The 16,044-nt window shown below is 67.3% G+C and carries 14 protein-coding genes and 3 pseudogenes; 8 read left to right on the forward strand and 9 right to left on the reverse strand.

Annotation, left to right across the window (positions count from 1 at the left end; all coding sequences use genetic code 11):
- Window positions 1-26 precede the first annotated feature (26 nt).
- The 3 genes and pseudogenes from AV541_RS05245 (at window position 27) to AV541_RS05255 (ending at window position 2,367) form a co-directional block, all read left to right on the forward strand.
- A pseudogene (locus AV541_RS05245) lies at window positions 27-580 on the forward strand (hypothetical protein).
- Window positions 577-1,437, forward strand: a complete 861-nt coding sequence (locus tag AV541_RS05250) for an LptA/OstA family protein (RefSeq protein ID WP_011228440.1) — start codon at window positions 577-579, stop codon at window positions 1,435-1,437. Before AV541_RS05245 ends, AV541_RS05250 begins: the two are co-directional and overlap by 4 nt.
- Complete coding sequence (locus AV541_RS05255) at window positions 1,438-2,367, forward strand: hypothetical protein (protein ID WP_060384414.1); 930 nt, start codon at window positions 1,438-1,440, stop codon at window positions 2,365-2,367.
- A gap of 4 nt (window positions 2,368-2,371) precedes the next feature.
- Here the strand turns inward: AV541_RS05255 and AV541_RS13545 are convergent, their stop codons facing one another.
- From AV541_RS13545 to AV541_RS05265, 3 genes and pseudogenes are all read right to left on the reverse strand, one after another.
- The gene (locus AV541_RS13545) at window positions 2,372-3,160 is read right to left on the reverse strand and encodes an ATP-binding cassette domain-containing protein (RefSeq protein WP_420855392.1); all 789 of its coding nucleotides are present in this window, start codon (window positions 3,158-3,160) and stop codon (window positions 2,372-2,374) included.
- A gap of 255 nt (window positions 3,161-3,415) precedes the next feature.
- Window positions 3,416-4,056, reverse strand: a pseudogene (locus tag AV541_RS13550) (ATP-binding cassette domain-containing protein); the annotation flags it as partial.
- 160 nt (window positions 4,057-4,216) lie between these two features.
- Window positions 4,217-5,404 carry a BMP family lipoprotein gene (locus AV541_RS05265; protein ID WP_060384415.1) on the reverse strand — a complete coding sequence of 396 codons (1,188 nt, stop codon included), beginning with the start codon at window positions 5,402-5,404 and terminating at the stop codon, window positions 4,217-4,219.
- A gap of 72 nt (window positions 5,405-5,476) precedes the next feature.
- On the opposite strand from AV541_RS05265, the gene ligA reads away from it, so the two are divergent.
- Window positions 5,477-7,498, forward strand: coding sequence for an NAD-dependent DNA ligase LigA (ligA, locus tag AV541_RS05270; RefSeq protein WP_060384416.1), 2,022 nt, complete (start codon window positions 5,477-5,479; stop codon window positions 7,496-7,498).
- On the opposite strand, the gene thyX is transcribed toward ligA, so the two are convergent.
- Entirely contained in the window at window positions 7,495-8,307 is an 813-nt protein-coding gene (thyX, locus tag AV541_RS05275) for an FAD-dependent thymidylate synthase (protein ID WP_060384417.1), read from the reverse strand. The two genes, ligA and thyX, sit on opposite strands and share 4 nt — an antisense overlap.
- Window positions 8,308-8,383: 76 nt before the next feature.
- Here thyX and trpB point away from each other — a divergent pair, with 76 nt between their 5' ends.
- The 3 genes from trpB to AV541_RS12270 all read left to right on the forward strand — a co-directional run bounded on the left by trpB (window position 8,384) and on the right by AV541_RS12270 (window position 10,951).
- Window positions 8,384-9,601: a tryptophan synthase subunit beta gene (gene trpB, locus AV541_RS05280; RefSeq protein WP_060384418.1), complete on the forward strand. Its 1,218-nt coding sequence runs from the start codon at window positions 8,384-8,386 to the stop codon at window positions 9,599-9,601.
- On the forward strand, window positions 9,598-10,395 hold the full coding sequence (gene trpA, locus AV541_RS05285; RefSeq protein WP_060384419.1) for a tryptophan synthase subunit alpha: 798 nt from the start codon (window positions 9,598-9,600) through the stop codon (window positions 10,393-10,395). The genes trpB and trpA overlap by 4 nt, the downstream gene beginning before the upstream one ends.
- Window positions 10,396-10,702: 307 nt before the next feature.
- Window positions 10,703-10,951: a hypothetical protein gene (locus AV541_RS12270; RefSeq protein ID WP_244880458.1), complete on the forward strand. Its 249-nt coding sequence runs from the start codon at window positions 10,703-10,705 to the stop codon at window positions 10,949-10,951.
- Here the strand turns inward: AV541_RS12270 and AV541_RS05295 are convergent.
- Window positions 10,948-12,080: pseudogene (locus tag AV541_RS05295) on the reverse strand (CofH family radical SAM protein). The gene AV541_RS12270 and the pseudogene AV541_RS05295 sit on opposite strands and share 4 nt — an antisense overlap.
- A 57-nt stretch (window positions 12,081-12,137) precedes the next feature.
- Here AV541_RS05295 and AV541_RS05300 point away from each other — a divergent pair.
- The gene (locus AV541_RS05300) at window positions 12,138-12,623 is read left to right on the forward strand and encodes an adenosine diphosphatase (protein WP_008632519.1); all 486 of its coding nucleotides are present in this window, start codon (window positions 12,138-12,140) and stop codon (window positions 12,621-12,623) included.
- 13 nt (window positions 12,624-12,636) lie between these two features.
- Here AV541_RS05300 and ruvC read toward each other — a convergent pair whose 3' ends face one another.
- From ruvC to AV541_RS05320, 4 genes are read right to left on the reverse strand one after another with little or no spacing between them, the layout of a single operon-like run.
- Entirely contained in the window at window positions 12,637-13,137 is a 501-nt protein-coding gene (gene ruvC, locus AV541_RS05305) for a crossover junction endodeoxyribonuclease RuvC (RefSeq protein ID WP_060384420.1), read from the reverse strand.
- Window positions 13,138-13,150: 13 nt separating this feature from the next.
- A complete protein-coding gene (gene ftsZ / locus AV541_RS05310; protein ID WP_060384421.1) occupies window positions 13,151-14,209 on the reverse strand; it encodes a cell division protein FtsZ in 1,059 nt (352 codons plus the stop codon).
- Window positions 14,210-14,218: 9 nt separating this feature from the next.
- Entirely contained in the window at window positions 14,219-15,463 is a 1,245-nt protein-coding gene (gene ftsA / locus AV541_RS05315) for a cell division protein FtsA (RefSeq protein WP_060384422.1), read from the reverse strand.
- A complete protein-coding gene (locus tag AV541_RS05320; RefSeq protein WP_008632515.1) occupies window positions 15,460-16,044 on the reverse strand; it encodes an FtsQ-type POTRA domain-containing protein in 585 nt (194 codons plus the stop codon). The genes ftsA and AV541_RS05320 overlap by 4 nt, the downstream gene beginning before the upstream one ends.

The raw sequence follows: 16,044 nt of genomic DNA on the forward strand, positions 1-16,044 counted from the left end.
CAAGCCTTTGTGGGTAAGGTGTAGGCGTGGTGCGGTTTCTCCTCCCCCTTTTAGCCCTCTTCCTTGTCCTCCTTCTCTTTTCCCCCCGGCCTTCCCAGGCGCCCGAGGGTAGGCCGGGGTAAGGCTTGAGGGGGTGGAGTTCCTCCTCTTTCCCGAGGAGGAGGGGGTGGAGTGGCGTTTCACCGCCCAGGAGATGGTGGAGGAGGGAGGGGTTTTTCGCATCCGCGGGGGCCTTTCCGGCGGGCGGTACGTGGAGGGGCGGCTGGACCTGCGTCTTTTCGCCCCCGAGGTGGTGGTGGAGCCTGGGGACAACCTCCGGGCCCCCTACGCCCGGGTGGAGATCCTGAAGGGGTGCTACCGCCTGGAGCTTTCCCGGCCCGGCCTCGGGGACGTCCTCATCCGGCAGAAGGAGGGGTTTTCGGCCCCCTGGGTGCGGATTGAGGCCCCCAACCTCCGGGGCGAGGCGGAGCGCTTCCGCTCCGACTTCGCCCTGGAGCGGATTGAGGCGGAAAACCCTCGGTTTGAGTTCCCCACCGGGGGGAGCTTTGGACCTTGCCAGGTGGAAGGAGGAAGCGGATGAAGCGGATGGCATGGGTGCTCTTGGGCATGGCCTTGGTCTTCGCGGCCTCGGAGGTGCGGGTGATCCGGGTGGAGGGAGGGCGGCTTTCCGGGGACCTCCGCTACGGCCCCTGGGTCTTTGAGGGGGAGGTGCGGGGGCGGGTGAAGGACCTCACCATCCTCGCCCCCAAGGCCACCCTCATCGCCCCGAAGGGGAAGACCATGCAGGAGGCGGAGGGGGAGAGGGAGGCCCGGTTTGAGGGGGGCGTGGTGGTGCGGAGGGGCCGGGTGGAGGCCCGGGGGCCCGCCCTCGTCTACCGGGAAAGCACCGGGGAAGGGGTTCTCCTGGGCCCGGCCCGCATGCGCCAGGAGCCCAAGCCCGGGGAGGACCCCGTGGAGGTGGAGGCGGCCCGGATGACCTTCCAGGTGGACACCGACACCTCCACCAGCGAAAACGCCCTCCTCAAGAGCGGCAACCAGGAGGGGCGGGCGGGGCTTGTGTACTACGAGGAGGAGCGGGGCCTCGCCGTCTTCACCGACCCCAAGGAGGTAGTCCTCGTCCGCAAGCGCAAGGACGGGGACCTGAGGATCCGGGCCAAGGAGGTGCGGAGCCTCACCGGCCCCAAAAGGCTCATCGCCACCGGGGGGGTGGTCCTCGAGGACGGCGACCTCGTGACCCGCGGGGAGAGCCTCTACTACGACGACACCACCGGGGAGGCCATCGTCTTGGGGAGGCCCGCCGTGAGCGAGAACGCGAAGGAGGGCTTCCGGCTTTCCGGGGGAACCCTCCTCCACAACGTGAACCGCCACCAGGTCCGCGTCTACGGCCGCGCCTTCCGCCTGCCCCTGGAGGAGTTCAAGAAGCTCGGGGAGAGGTAGGTGCCCTGGCTCAGGCTCTCCCTCCTTGGCCTCCTAGGCCTTGCCCTCGTCCTGGCCCAGGAGGTCTACCGCCCAGAGGTGGAGCTCGTCCGCAAGGACAAGCAGGTGGTGGCCTCGGTTTCGGGGGAGGAGGGGAGCCTTTTTTACGCCGACTATGGGGACCTTTACGTGGGGGAGCTCCGAGAGCTCACCCCTTCCCGGGCGGTGGTGGGGGAGCGGGCCTTTTTCCTGGACGCGGGGAGCGTCCTCGAGGCGGGCCTTTCCCCGGGGGACCGGGTGGAGGCCGCCTACAACAAGGACCTCCTTCGGGAGGGGCTTCCCTACCTGATGCGCCTCAGGCGGGCGGGGGAGGAAGGGGCGAAGACCTACCTCCGCCTCGTCCTCTACGACCCCAAGGGGGTGGAGGTGCGCCTGGGGGAGGAGGTGGAGGCCCGGGGGCCTTTGGCCCTGGTGGAGCGGGGAGGGAGGGAGGAGCTTCTTCTCTCCGGGGGCGAGGCCCGTTACCTGGAGGAGGAGGGGCGCCTCGAGGTCCGGCCCGCCCCGGGGGCGGTGGCCCTCGCCCAGGGGGCGACCCGGGTGGAGGGGGTGAGGCTCCGCTACCGCAACGACACCGGGGAGGCCTTTCTGGAAGGGCCCTTGGCCTTGAGCCGGGAAGGGGAGAAGCCCCTAAAGGGCAAGGCCCAGGCCCTCCGCTACCTCCTGGACGAGGACGCTCTCTGGCTTCTTGGGGATGTGGAGTTCGTCCAGGGAGGCCGCACCACCCGGGCGGAGCGGGCCCTTTTGCGGGAAAAGGAGGGGTACGCCTACCTCTTCAGCGGCGTGGAAAGCCGGGACGAGAAGGGGTTCGTCCGGGGCGAGCGGGTGCGCTACGCCCTGCGCACGGGGGAGGTGGTGGTCCTGGGGCGGGTGGCGGGAGAGCTAAGGGAGTAGCCCCCTAGGCGGGGATGCCGGCCATGAGGAGGCCGAGCCTTTCCTCCGTGGCCTCCTCGGGGGTGAGCTCCCCCACGATCCGTCCCCCGTACATCACCAGGATGCGGTCGGCCAGGGAGAGCACCTCCGAGAGGTCAGCGGAGACCAGGAGCACGGCCATGCCCTGGTCGCGGGCCTCCACCAGGCGTTGGTGGATGAACTCAATGGCCCCCACGTCCACCCCACGGGTGGGCTGGGCGGCGATGAGGAGGCGGGGCCTGCGCAGGAGCTCCCGCCCCACCACGATCTTCTGCTGGTTCCCCCCGGAGAAGCGCCGGGCGGAGAGGGCGGTGGAGCGGGGGCGGACGTCGTAGGCCTCCACGAGCTTCCTGGCGTGGGCTTCGGCGGCTCGGTCGTCCAAGAAGCCCAAAAAGCCCCGGAAAGGAGGGCGGTGCTGGTCCCCCAGGATGGCGTTCTCCTTCACGGAGAAGTCCAGGATGAGGCCGCGGGCGAGCCGGTCTTCGGGCACGTGGCTCACCCCCCGGTCCCGGACCCCCCGGGCCGAAGGGGGAAGGGGCCGGCCCAGGAGGAGGGCCTTGCCCTTAAAGGGCCTTAGGCCGGTAAGGGCCTCCACGAGCTCGGTCTGGCCGTTGCCTTCCACCCCGGCGATGCCCACGATCTCCCCGGCCCTCACCTGGAAGCTTACCCCCTTGAGGCGGGGCGGGGCCTCGAGGCCCTCCACCTCCAGCACCACCTCCCCAGGCCTTGCCGGGGTCTTTTCCACCCTGAGCACCACCTCCCGGCCCACCATCATCCGGGCCAGGGCCTCCAGGCTGGTCTCCTTGGTGCGTACCGTGCCCACCACCTTGCCGTCCCGAATCACGGTGATGCGGTCGGAGACCTCCAGCACCTCCTTCAGCTTGTGGCTGATGAAGATGGCGGCGTTGCCCCTTGCCACGTAGGCCCGGAGGAAGCGGAAAAGCTCCTCCGCTTCCTGGGGAGTGAGGACCGCCGTGGGCTCGTCCAGGATGAGGATCCTGGCCTCCCGGTAGAGGGCCTTGAGGATCTCCACCCGCTGCTGCAACCCCACGGGGAGGTTCTCTACCTTCTCGTCCAGGGGGACCTCAAAGCCCAGCTCCTCCATGAGCTTCTCAGCCCGCTTTCGGGCGGCCTCGAGGTCCAGGAAAAGGGGGCTTCCCGGTTCCAGGCCCAAAACCAGGTTCTCCAAGACGGTGAAGGGCTCCACCAGCATGAAGTGCTGGTGGACCATGCCAATGCCGGCCCCTATGGCGTCCAGAGGGCTTTTAGGCCTATAGGGCTTCCCGTCCACCCACATTTCTCCGGCGTCCGGGGCTGAAGGCCGTAGACGATCTTCATCAGGGTGGACTTGCCGGCACCGTTTTCCCCCACCAGGGCCAAGACTTCGCCCCACTCCAGGTCCAGGCTGATGCGGTCGTTGGCCAGAACCAGGGGGAAGCGCTTGGTGATGTCCTTGAGGACCAGGGCCTTCGCCACGCCAGGAGTATACGGGAAAACCGGGGCCAGAAGGCCCCGGCCTTCAGCCCAAAGCCCCCTTAGCGGAAAGAGGGGGTGTGGGGGAGCTATAATCCCCCGGTTTGCAAGATACGGGCTCTGCCCGTGACCAAACCGGGGATACATGGACTCCCCCACGCCGCCCGGTTTTGGCGGCAAAGCATGGTGAGCGGTCATTTTGTGGTATAATTCTCCGTGGGAGAGTCTGTGCTGAAACGCCACCTCCCAGATACGGAGTCAAGGTTTTTTCTGGGCTCGGACGGAGCCTGCGGGGACAGGGGCGGCGTGGGCTGTCCCATGAGAACCGCGAAGCCCCGCTCTTCAGAGCGGGGAGTCGTCACCGGGTTTCGGGCACCTGGATCTCCCCGTTGATGATGGCCTGCTTCAGCTCCTCGAGGCGGGCCTTCACCTCCTCGGGGATCAGGGCCTGGTTGTACTCGTCCAGGGCGTAGCCCACGCCGTCCTCGGCGAGGCCCAGGTCCTTGACCCCGCCCTGGAAGGTGCCGTCCACGACGCTCTTGATGGTGTCGTACACGGCCACGTCTACCCGCTTGACCATGGAGGTCAGGCCGTGGTTGAGGGTGGTGGGGTCGTTGTCGGTGTCGCCCAGATAGTTCTGGTTGGAGTCCACGCCGATGAAGAAGAGGGGTGTGGTGCCCTCGCCGCACTTCTCCTCGTAGGCGGGGTACTTGGGCACGCCGGCGAAGCGGTCCTCGCGCACGAAGCGCACGGCCCCGCCTTCCCTGAGGCACATCTCCTCCTTCACGAAGTCAATGAGGCCGAGGCCGGAGCCGCCGGCGGCGGCGTAGATGATGTCCGCCCCTTGACGGGCCTGGCTGGAGGCGATCTCCTTGGCCTTGGCGGGGTCGTTCCAGGCGGCGGGGGTGTTGCCCACGTAGCCCACCAGGACCTTGCCCTGGATCTTGTCCTCCTTGAAGGCGTACTCCGCCCCGGCGCGGAAGCCCGCCTCAAACTTGTGGATGAGGGGGATGTCCATGCCGCCGATGAACCCCACCACGCCGGTGCGGGAGAGCTTGCCCGCCACGTAGCCCACGAGGAAGCTCCCCTCGTGCTCCCGGAAGACCACGCCCAAGGCGTTGGGAAGCTTGCCCTCCCCGGGAACGGCGTCAATCACGGCGAACTTCACGTTGGGGAACTCCTGGGCGGTGGCGGTGATGGCGGGCTCGTTGGCGAAGCCCACGCCGATCACCAAGTCAAACCCTTCCTCGGCGAAGGTGCGGATGCCCTGGCCCACCTGGGAGGGATCGGCGGGCTCAAAGTCAAAGATCTGGACGCCAAGCTCCTGGGCCGCCCGTTGCGCTCCTTCCCAGGCGGACTGGTTGAAGGAGCGGTCAAACTTGCCGCCGGCGTCAAAGGCAAGCCCCACCCGGATGTTGGCCCCGGGAAGGCTCGTTTCCTCAGTCGGAGCCGCCTCCGCGCCGGCCTGCTCCTCCGCTTTTCTGGGGCAGGCCGTAAGGGCCACAGCGAGCGCGCCTAGGGTGAGCAACCACAAAAGCCTCCTCATAACGCCTCCTTTCGGGATAGGGGATGCGCCCCTGTCTCCAAAGGCAAGTATAGCCCAAGGTAGACTAGGGCCATGACCCTGGAAGAGGCGAGGAAGCGGGTGAACGAGCTCAGGGATCTCATCCGCTACCACAACTACCGCTACTACGTCCTGGCGGACCCCGAGATCTCCGACGCCGAGTACGACCGGCTCTTTAGGGAGCTTAAGGAGCTTGAGGAGCGCTTCCCCGAGCTTAAAAGCCCGGACTCCCCCACGGAGCAGGTGGGGGCAAGGCCTTTGGAGTCCACCTTCCGCCCCATCCGCCACCCCACCCGCATGTATTCCCTGGACAACGCCTTCAGCTTCGAGGAGCTCAAGGCCTTTGAGGAGCGGATTGGGCGGGCCTTGGGGCGGGAAGGCCCCTTTGCCTACACCGTGGAGCACAAGGTGGATGGCCTCTCGGTGAACCTTTACTACGAGGACGGGGTCCTGGTCTGGGGGGCCACCCGGGGGGACGGGGAGGTGGGGGAGGAGGTGACGCAAAACCTCCTCACCATTCCCACCATCCCGAGGAGGCTCAAAGGGGTGCCGGAGCGCCTCGAGGTCCGGGGCGAGGTCTACATGCCCATAGAGGCCTTCCTCCGCCTCAACGAGGAGCTGGAGGAAAAGGGGGAGAAGGTCTTCAAAAACCCCAGGAACGCGGCGGCGGGCTCCCTACGGCAGAAGGACCCCCGCATCACCGCCAAGCGGGGCCTAAGGGCCACCTTTTACGCCCTTGGGCTTGGGCTGGAGGAAAGCGGGCTTCAAACCCAGTACGAGCTTCTCCTTTGGCTCAAGGAGAAGGGTTTTCCCGTAGAGCACGGCTTTACCCGGGCCTTGGGGGCGGAAGGGGTGGAAGAGGTCTACCAGGACTGGCTGAAGAAGCGGCGAGCGCTTCCCTTTGAGGCGGACGGGGTGGTGGCGAAGCTGGATGATCTTTCCCTTTGGCGGGAGCTCGGCTACACCGCCCGCGCCCCCCGCTTCGCCATCGCCTACAAGTTCCCTGCCGAGGAGAAGGAGACGAGGCTTTTGGACGTGGTCTTCCAGGTGGGGCGCACCGGGCGGGTGACCCCGGTGGGGATCCTGGAGCCTGTTTTCATTGAGGGAAGCGAGGTTTCCCGGGTTACCCTGCACAACGAGAGCTACATAGAGGAGCTAGACATCCGCATCGGGGACTGGGTTTTGGTGCACAAGGCGGGCGGGGTCATCCCCGAGGTCATCCGGGTCCTCAAGGAGAGGCGCACCGGGGAGGAGCGCCCCATCGTTTGGCCCGAGACCTGCCCCGAGTGCGGCTTCCACCTGGTTAAGGAGGGGAAGGTTCACCGCTGCCCCAACCCCCTTTGCCCCGCCAAGCGCTTTGAGGCCATCCGGCACTACGCCTCCCGCAAGGCCATGGACATCCAGGGCCTGGGGGAGAAGCTCATTGAGAAGCTTTTGGAAAAGGGCCTGGTCAAGGACGTGGCCGACCTCTACCGCTTGAGAAAAGAGGACCTCTTGGGCCTGGAGCGCATGGGGGAGAAGAGCGCAGAGAACCTCCTCCGCCAGATAGAGGCGAGCAAGCACCGGGGCCTAGAGCGCCTTCTTTACGCCTTGGGGCTTCCCGGGGTGGGGGAGGTTTTGGCCCGGAACCTGGCGGCCCGCTTCCAGAGCATGGACCGTCTCCTAGAAGCCTCCTTGGAGGAGCTTTTGCAGGTGGAGGGGGTGGGGGAGCTCACGGCGAGGGCCATCCTGGAGACCCTAAAGGACCCCGCCTTCCGCGACCTGGTGCGGAGGCTTAAGGAGGCAGGGGTGGAGATGGAGGCCAAGGAGAAGGGGGGCGAGGCCCTCAAAGGGCTCACCTTCGTCATCACCGGGGAGCTTTCCCGCCCCCGGGAAGAGGTGAAGGCCCTCCTGAGGCGCCTTGGGGCCAAGGTGACGGACTCCGTGAGCCGGAAGACGAGCTACCTGGTGGTGGGGGAAAACCCGGGGAGCAAGCTGGAAAAGGCACGCTCCCTCGGGGTCCCTACCCTGACGGAGGAGGAACTCTACCGCCTCCTGGAGGCGCGGACAGGGAAGAAGGTGGAGGAGCTCGTTTAAGGGGCTTCCCCGGGCCCGAAGACCTTCTCCAGGGCCTCCTTCAGGCGGCTTCCCCCAAGGCCCAAGGAGGAGAGGGCCTTCTCGTAGACCTCGGGGGTCAAGAGGCCCCTTAGGGCCCTAAGCTCCGTGCGGGAGAGGAAGGCTCCTTCCAGGAGGTGTTCCTCAAAGGCGGCCCAGGCGAGGGGGACCCTTTCCTTGACGATTTCGGCGATGGCCTTGGCGTACTGGCGGATCTCCCACTGGGCCTCGGGGGCGAGGCGGAGCTTGAGGAAGTGGAAGAGGTTGTGCAGATCCTGCTTCCAGTAGAACTGGGTGTAGAGGTTCAGGGGAAGGACCATCCGGGCCATCTCCCGGGCCACGCCCTTCTCCAGAAGGGCCCGGTAGGCCCCGTAGGCCTCCTGCTCCACCTTCCTTAGGAGGGCCAAGGCCTCCTCGTCCAAGAGGGCCCCTTCCGAGGCCTGCTTGTTTCGTTTCGCCTGCCTGCGGAAGGCCTCGGGCTCGTAGAACTCCTCCTTGAGGATGGAGTAGCGCCCCGAAACCTCGTTGACGCTCGCCGTGCGGTGGCGGAACCACTGCCGCACCACGAAGATGGGGGCCTTGACGTGGAACTTGAAGACCACCATTTCAAAGGGGCTCGTGTGGCGGTGACGCATGAGGTAGTCGATGAGGGCGGCATCCTCCCGCACCGTCTTCGTCCCTTCCCCGTAGGAGACCCGGGCCGCCTGGACGATGGCGCGGTCGTCCCCCATCTGATCCACCAGGCGGACGAAGCCCTTGTCCAAAACCGGGATCGCGAGAGGCCCTTCCATCCCCCGAGTTTACCGGGAGGCCCCTCCGGGGTAGGATGGGAGTTGTCTTGGCGCGAGGCGCCTTTAGGAGCGAAGCATGCTGACCCTACCCGACTTTCCCCTGCCCGATGCCCGGGGGCGGTTCGGCCCCTACGGGGGGCGGTACGTGCCCGAGACCCTGATCCCCGCCCTGGAGGAGCTGGAGGCGGCCTACCGGGAGGCCAAGAAGGATCCGGCCTTCCTGGAGGAGCTTGCCCACTACCTCAGGCAGTTCGCCGGCAGGCCCACGCCCCTTTACCACGCCAAGCGGCTTTCCGAGTACTGGGGTGGGGCCCAGGTCTACCTCAAGCGGGAGGACCTCCTCCACACCGGGGCCCACAAGATCAACAACACCCTGGGCCAGGCCCTTCTCGCCAAGCGCATGGGCAAGAGGCGGGTCATCGCCGAAACGGGGGCGGGGCAGCACGGGGTCTCCGTGGCCACGGTGGCGGCCCTTTTCGGCATGGAGTGCGTGGTCTACATGGGGGAGGAGGACGTGAGGCGGCAGGCCCTAAACGTCTTCCGCATGAAGCTTTTGGGGGCCGAGGTCCGGCCCGTGGCCGCGGGGAGCCGCACCCTGAAGGACGCCACCAACGAGGCCATCCGCGACTGGATCACGAACGTGCGCACCACCTTTTACATCCTTGGCTCAGTGGTGGGGCCCCACCCCTACCCCATGATGGTCCGGGACTTCCAGAGCGTGATCGGGGAGGAGGTGAAGCGGCAAAGCCTGGAGCTTTTCGGCCGCCTGCCCGACGCCCTCATCGCCGCAGTGGGGGGCGGGTCCAACGCCATCGGCCTTTTTGCTCCCTTCGCCTACCTGCCCGAGGGCCAAAGGCCCCGCCTGATCGGGGTGGAGGCCGCGGGGGAGGGGCTTTCCACCGGGCGGCATGCGGCCAGCATTGGGGCAGGGAAGCGGGGGGTTTTGCACGGGAGCTACATGTACCTCCTCTACGACCACGATGGCCAGATCACCCCGGCCCACTCCGTCTCCGCCGGGCTGGACTACCCAGGGGTGGGGCCGGAGCACAGCTACTACGCCGACACCGGGGTGGCGGAGTACGTGAGCGTCACCGACAAGGAGGCCTTGGAGGGGTTTAAGCTTCTGGCCCGCCTCGAGGGCATCATCCCCGCCCTGGAGTCGGCCCACGCCATCGCCTACGCCGCCAAGGTGGTGCCGGAGATGGACAAGGACCAGGTGGTGGTCATCAACCTCTCCGGCCGGGGAGACAAGGACGTGACCGAGGTGATGCGCCTTCTGGGAGGGGAGCTGTGACCACCCTCGAGGCCTTTGCCAGGGCCAGGTCTGAGGGCCGGGCCGCCCTCATCCCCTACCTCACCGCAGGCTTCCCCAGCCGGGAGGGGTTTTTGCAGGCGGTGGAGGAGGTCCTGCCCTATGCCGACCTTCTGGAGATCGGCCTTCCCTACTCTGACCCCCTCGGGGATGGCCCCGTGATCCAAAGGGCCAGCGAGGTGGCCCTGAGGAAGGGGATGAGCGTCCAGGGCGCTTTGGAGCTCGTCCGCGAGGTGCGCGCCCTCACGGAAAAACCCCTCTTCCTCATGACCTACCTGAACCCTGTCCTGGCCTGGGGGCCGGAGCGCTTCTTCGGCCTCTTCAAGCAGGCGGGGGCCACGGGGGTGATCCTCCCTGACCTTCCCCCGGACGAGGACCCAGGCCTCGTGCGCCTCGCCCAGGAGATCGGTCTGGAGACGGTTTTCCTCCTCGCCCCCACCTCCACGGATGCCCGCATCGCCACCGTGGCGGCCTACGTCACGGGCTTCGTCTACGCCGTTTCCGTCACCGGGGTCACGGGGATGCGGGAGAGGCTACCCGAGGAGGTGAAGGACCTGGTGCGCCGCATTAAGGCCAAGACCCTTCTCCCCGTGGCCGTGGGGTTTGGGGTCTCCAGCCGAAAGACCGCCGCCCAGGCAGCGGTGGCGGACGGGGTGGTGGTGGGAAGCGCCTTGGTCCGGGCCTTGGAAGAAGGGAGGCCCCTTGCGCCCCTTCTCCAGGAGATCCGCCAGGGCCTCCAGCGCCTCGAGGCCAACCCCGGCTTGAGAGAAGGTTAACTTCGTTTTAATAAAAAGCCGCTACCCTGGGCCCTGGAGGACAAACCCATGCGGCAGTGGCCTTTAGTTTTGGCAGGCGGCCTCCTCCTCGGAGCCTGTGGGCTTATTCCAGGTTTTGGGGGCCTAAGGTCTCCGGAGAGTTCCAGGGGGACTGGTCCGGCGTGGTCCAGGGCCTGCGCCTGGCCTTGGTGGGCCTCACGACGGAGGGGCAGGTGGACTACAGCAACCAGCTGGAAATCAAAGACCCGAGCCTCACCAAGGGCTACCTGATGGAGCTCCCCCGGAGGCCAGCGAGGGGAGCTATCGGGTGGTGGCCTACCGGGACGACGACAACAACGGCCGCTACAGCCGCGGCGACGCGGTCTTGGGGGACACCTGCAGCAAGTACCTCCTCTACGCCAACGGCTCCGGCACCAAGCTCTACTGGGTGGGAAGCCCCAAGACCCTCAAGGTGAAGCACGGCTGGAACGGTTACGATGCCCAGAAGGGGGGCGACCCCTACCAGGCCTCGGTCTACACCGACTACGACCTCTACCGCTCGGGGAACTGCCCTTAGGCGAGGGGGAGCTCTACGGGCTCGGGCTCGCTGAGGATGGCCTCGGCGTCGGGGTAGCGGAGGATGCGGTAGAGGGGGTCCCGTTCCGCCGGCTTAAACCCCGCGTCCACGATGTGGCGCACGATCTGGCGCACCGTGGCGTGGGTGCGGCCGTGCCCCCCGGCCGCCGAGACCACGTTCTCCTCCAGCATGGTGCTCCCGAAGTCGTCGGCCCCGTAGTAGAGGGCCGCCTGGGCCACCTTGAAGCCCAGGGTGGGCCAGGAGGCCTGGAAGTGGACGAAGTTGTCCAGGGCGAGGCGGGCGATGGCGAGGGTCTTCAGGTACTCGTGGGCCGTGGCCCCTGGGGCCTTGCCCTTTAAGCGGGTGTGCTCCACCTGAAGGGTCCACAGGGCGAAGGCGGCGAAGCCGTTCTCATAGCGCTCCAGGGCCCTGTCCTGCTGGGCGCGAAGGCCCAGGAGGTGGGCGGTGCGCTCCTTGGGGCCTTCTCCGAAGCCGATGACCATGGTGGCGAGGGTGTAAAGCCCCAGGGCCTGGGCGGCGTCCACGATGCGGTACCAGTCCGCCGTCCGGATCCGGGCGGGGGCTGCCTTCAGGCGGACCTCGTCCACCAAAATCTCCGCCCCGGCCCCGGGCAGGCCGTCCAGGCCCGCTTCCTTTAGCTTTTCCAGGATCGCCTCCGCCCTAAGGCCCGTGAGGCGTTCTAGGCCCAGGATCTCCTCGGGCTGAAGGCGTCTATGCGGAGGTCGGGGAAGCGGCTTTTGAGGTAGCGGAGGAGGTCCAGGTACCACTCCAGGGGAAGCTCCGGGTTCACCCCGCCCTGCATGAGGATCCGCCTGCCCCCCACCTGGTAGAGCTCCTCCACTTTCCTCCCGATCTCCTCGTAGCTCAGGGTGTAGGCGTCCTTCTGCCTCTTGGTGCGGTAGAAGGCGCAGAAGGCGCAGGCCACGGTGCAGACGTTGGTGTAGTTGATGTTCCGGTCAATGAGGAAGGTCACCACCTCGGGGTCGGTCTTCTTAAGCCGCACCTCGTGGGCGGCGGCGGCCAGCTCTGGGAGGGGAAGGTCAAAGAGGGCCAGCACCTCGGCCTCCGAAAGCCTCTCCCCGGCCACGGCCTTCTCCAGGACGTCCATGGCCTTTATCCTACACCCGTTTTCCCGTGTTAAGGTGGCCTTCGGTAAAATCGGGGCATGGAACTCAAGCTTATTCCCATAGAGAAGCCCGAGAACCTCAACGTCATCCTGGGCCAGGCCCACTTCATCAAGACGGTGGAGGACCTGCACGAGGCCTTGGTTACCGCCGTGCCCGGGATCAAGTTCGGCCTCGCCTTCTCCGAGGCCAGCGGCAAGCGCCTCATCCGGCGTTCGGGCACCGACCCCGAGCTCACCGAGTTGGCGGTGAAAAACCTCTTAAACCTCGCCGCGGGGCACACCTTCCTCATCGTGTTGGGAGAGGGCTTTTACCCCATCAACGTCCTCCACGCGGTGAAGGCCTGCCCCGAGGTGGTGAGGATCTTCGCCGCCACCGCCAACCCCCTCAAGGTGGTGGTGGCCGAGGAGGGGGAGCAGCGGGCCATCCTGGGGGTCATGGACGGGTTCAAGCCCCTGGGGGTGGAGGACGAGGCCGAGGTGGCCTGGCGCAAGGACCTCCTTCGGCGCCTGGGGTACAAGCTTTAAGCTTTGGGTGCTTTTAAAGGAGCTTCGCCGTGCCCATGCGGGCGTAGAAGGCGTGGGTCAGGGCGATGGCCAAGGCGTCTGCCAGGTGGCTTGGCCTCGGGGCCTCCTTCAGGCCTAGGATGCCCCGGACCATGAGGGCCACCTCCTCCTTGGCGGCGTGGCCGTGCCCTGCCAGGGCCTGCTTTACTTGCATGGGGCCGTAGGCGTAGACGGGTACCCCCGCTTCAAAGGCCGCCACCAGGACGGCCCCCAGGGCCCAGCCCACCTTGTAGGCGAGCTCGTTCTGGCGGTAGAAGAACTGCTCCTCCACCGCCACCGCCTCGGGCCGGAAGCGGTGGAGGGCTTCTAGGACCCGGGCGTGGATGCGGCCCACCCGGGCCTCGGCCTTTTCCCTATGGGAGGTCTTGACCACCTCCCCGTGAAGGAGGCGGGCCTTGAGAGCCCCCTTCCCCTCCACCGCCACCACCCCGAGGCCCAGGTGGGTGATCCCGGGGTCTATGCCGGCCACGATCACGGGAAGAGGAGGCTCAGTTGCCCCGCCTGGGCGGGTAGTCCCCGTCCCCGTAGCGGATGAAGGCGGGGATGTCGTAGTTCGTGAGGTCCACGTGGCCCGTGGGGAAGTCCACGGGGCGGGCGGGGCGGGGCACCACGGTGCTCTCCGCGAAGCCTGCGGCGATGAGGATGACCCTAAGCTCGTCCTGGGCCCTTTCGTCGTAGGTGACCCCGTAGAGGATGTCCACGTCCTCGTGGCCCGTGGCCTCCCGGATCCTTTCCACCACCTCGGCGGCCTCCATGAGGGAGAGCTCCTCGGAGCCCACCACGTTGAGGAGAAGCCTTTTGGCGCCCTCAATAGAGCGCTCCAGAAGGGGGCTCATGATGGCGCTTTTGGCCGCCTCCTCTACCCGGTTCTCCCCGCGGCCCGCCCCGATGCCCATGAGCACCTGGCCCGCGCCTTCCAGGAGGGCCTTGACGTCGGCGAAGTCCACGTTGATGAGGCCGGGGAGGTTGATGACGTCGGTGATGCCCTTGACCCCGTGGTAGAGCACCCGGTCGGCGATGAGGAAGGCGTCTTTTAAGGTCATCTTCTTGTCCACGGCGGAGAGGAGGCGGTCGTTCTGGACCACCACCATGGCGTCCACCCGCTCTTTGAGCTTTTTGATGCCCTCCTCGGCGGCCCGCATCCGCTTGGGGCCCTCAAAGCTGAAGGGCCGGGTGACCACGGCCACGGTGAGGGCCCCGAGGCGCTTGGCCACGTCGGCGACCACGGGGGCGCTTCCCGTCCCCGTGCCGCCCCCCATGCCTGCGGTGATAAAGACGAGGTCCGCTCCCTCCAGGGCCTCGGCGATGAGGTCCTCGGCCTCGAGGGCCGCCTTCTCCCCGATCTCGGGGTTGGCCCCGGCCCCGAGGCCCCGGGTGAGCTTCTCCCCGAGCTGGATCCGGTGGTCGGCGAGGCTCTTGGCCAGTACCTGGGCGTCCGTGTTGGCGGCGATGAACTCCACGCCGGATAGCCCCGCCTCAATCATGCGGTTCACCGCGTTGTTCCCCGCACCCCCAAGCCCAATGACCTTGATGACCGCTCCTTCCATACCCCCCTCCTAGAACAGGTTGCTCAGAAACTCCTTGATCCTGGCCCAAAGCCCCTCGCCCTTGGGCTTTTCCTCCGGTTTTTCCCGTTTTTCCCTAATCCGCTTCGCCTCCTGGGGCTTTAGGGGGAGGCTTGCCCCGTAGCGGACAAGCCCCACCGCCGCCGCATGGGCGGGGGAGGCCACCACGTCCGTAAGCCCCGAGACCCCATGGGGTTTGCCCACCCGCACGGGGAGGCCGTACTGCTGCCGGGCGAGGAGGTCGGTGCCCCGGAGGAGGGCCCCGCCCCCCGTGAGGACCACGCGGTTGACCTGGATCTCCAAAGGCCCTAGGGTTTCGTCCACGCTCTGGCGCGCCAGATGGAGGATCTCCCGCATCCGCGGCCGGATGATGCGGGCGAGCTCCGGGGCCGGAACCTCGCCCAGGGCGCCGCCCTCCTGGTTGATTTCCAGGACAAGCTCCGGGTCGGCAAGCTCCGGTAGGGCGGCTCCGTACTTGCGCTTGACCCGCTCCGCCTCCTCAAAGGGGATCTTGAGGAGCTGGGCGATGTCGTGGGTCACATGGTCCCCACCCAGGGGTATTACGGCCGAGTGGGCAAGCCTTCCCCCCCGGAAGACGGCCACGTCGGTGGTGCCGCCGCCGATGTCCAGGAGCAGGACGGTCATCTCCTCCTCCTCGGGGGTGAGGACGGCGAGTCCGCTGGCCAGGACTTGGACGCAGACGGCGTCCAGGGCGAGGCCCGCTTCCTCCACGGCCCGGCGCAGGTTGGCGAGGGGACCCCGGCCCGCGGCGATGAGGTGGACGTCCACCTCGAGGCGCACCCCCGCCATCCCCACAGGGTCCCGGATCCCCTCCTGGCCGTCCACCTTGAACTCCAGGGGCAGGGCGTGCAAAAGCTCCAGCTCCCCTTCAAAGGGGTAGGCCTTGGCCTGCTCTATGGCCCGCTCCACGTCCGCCTCGGCGATGGTGTGGCCGCGGCGGATGGCGGCGAGGCCGTGGCTGGTGACGCTTTTGAGGTGGGGTCCACCCACGCCCACCACCACCCGCTCTACCTTGACCCCGGCCACCCTTTCCGCCTGGAAGAGGCTTTGGCGGATGGCCTCCGTGGTCCTTTCCAGGTTGACCACCACCCCGCGCCGCAGCCCCTGGGAGGGGACGGTGCCCTCGCCGATGATGTCCAAAACGCCGTCAGGGGCGAGCTCCCCGATGACGGTGGTGACCTTGGTGGTGCCTACGTCCAAACCGGCGATGATCATGGGCGCTGACTCACCCCCCAAGAATACACGAAAACCCGCCCCTTAGGGCGCGCGGTTTGGGCGTACTTTAGCAGATACGCGGCCTCGGGGGCAAAGAGGGTGGCCCCTTCCAGCTCCACCCAGAAGCCCGCCGGGGTGTAGCGGATCTCCCGGGCTTGGGGGAAGGCCCGGCCCAGGGAGAGGAGGGCTTCCCGGGGGAGGGGCCCTACCCCCCGCACCCGGGGCCCGGGGGCGAGGGGGGCGCCTTGGGGGAGGAGGACGCCGTCCTCGGCCAGGGCGTCCCCGGTTTCCAGGGGGAGGAAGGGCCGGCGTTCCCGCACCCGGACGACCACCTGTCCCAAGGCGGGCTTTTCCAGGTGGGCTTCGGCCACCCAGGGGTTTTCCAGGAGGGGCCGGAGCCTGTTCCCCCAGACCCAAAGCCACGGGTCGCCCGGAGCGAGGCGGAGGGTTTGCAGGACGGCCTCCCTGGAGAGGTGGCGTAGCCCTTCCACCCGCACCTCCTCCACGGGGACGGCCACGAGGCTCGCCACGTAGAGGCTCGCCCCGAGGATGAGGAGGAGAACGCCTTTCACCACGCCCAT

This window comes from Thermus parvatiensis (genome assembly GCF_001535545.1).
Taxonomy (GTDB): Bacteria; Deinococcota; Deinococci; order Deinococcales; family Thermaceae; genus Thermus; species Thermus parvatiensis.

What these genes read in the sequence shown, in the direction of transcription:
- thyX (WP_060384417.1), bottom strand. Translation starts at nt 8,307, where the DNA reads ATGGAAGGGCCTCTCGCGATCCCGGTTTTGGACAAGGGCTTCGTCCGC.
- AV541_RS05300 (WP_008632519.1), top strand. Translation starts at nt 12,138, where the DNA reads ATGGAACTCAAGCTTATTCCCATAGAGAAGCCCGAGAACCTCAACGTC.
- ftsA (WP_060384422.1), bottom strand. Translation starts at nt 15,463, where the DNA reads ATGATCATCGCCGGTTTGGACGTAGGCACCACCAAGGTCACCACCGTC.
- AV541_RS13545 (WP_420855392.1), bottom strand. Translation starts at nt 3,160, where the DNA reads ATGATGGTGGGCCGGGAGGTGGTGCTCAGGGTGGAAAAGACCCCGGCA.
- AV541_RS05250 (WP_011228440.1), top strand. Translation starts at nt 577, where the DNA reads ATGAAGCGGATGGCATGGGTGCTCTTGGGCATGGCCTTGGTCTTCGCG.
- AV541_RS05320 (WP_008632515.1), bottom strand. Translation starts at nt 16,044, where the DNA reads ATGGGCGTGGTGAAAGGCGTTCTCCTCCTCATCCTCGGGGCGAGCCTC.
- AV541_RS05265 (WP_060384415.1), bottom strand. Translation starts at nt 5,404, where the DNA reads ATGAGGAGGCTTTTGTGGTTGCTCACCCTAGGCGCGCTCGCTGTGGCC.
- ligA (WP_060384416.1), top strand. Translation starts at nt 5,477, where the DNA reads ATGACCCTGGAAGAGGCGAGGAAGCGGGTGAACGAGCTCAGGGATCTC.
- trpB (WP_060384418.1), top strand. Translation starts at nt 8,384, where the DNA reads ATGCTGACCCTACCCGACTTTCCCCTGCCCGATGCCCGGGGGCGGTTC.
- ftsZ (WP_060384421.1), bottom strand. Translation starts at nt 14,209, where the DNA reads ATGGAAGGAGCGGTCATCAAGGTCATTGGGCTTGGGGGTGCGGGGAAC.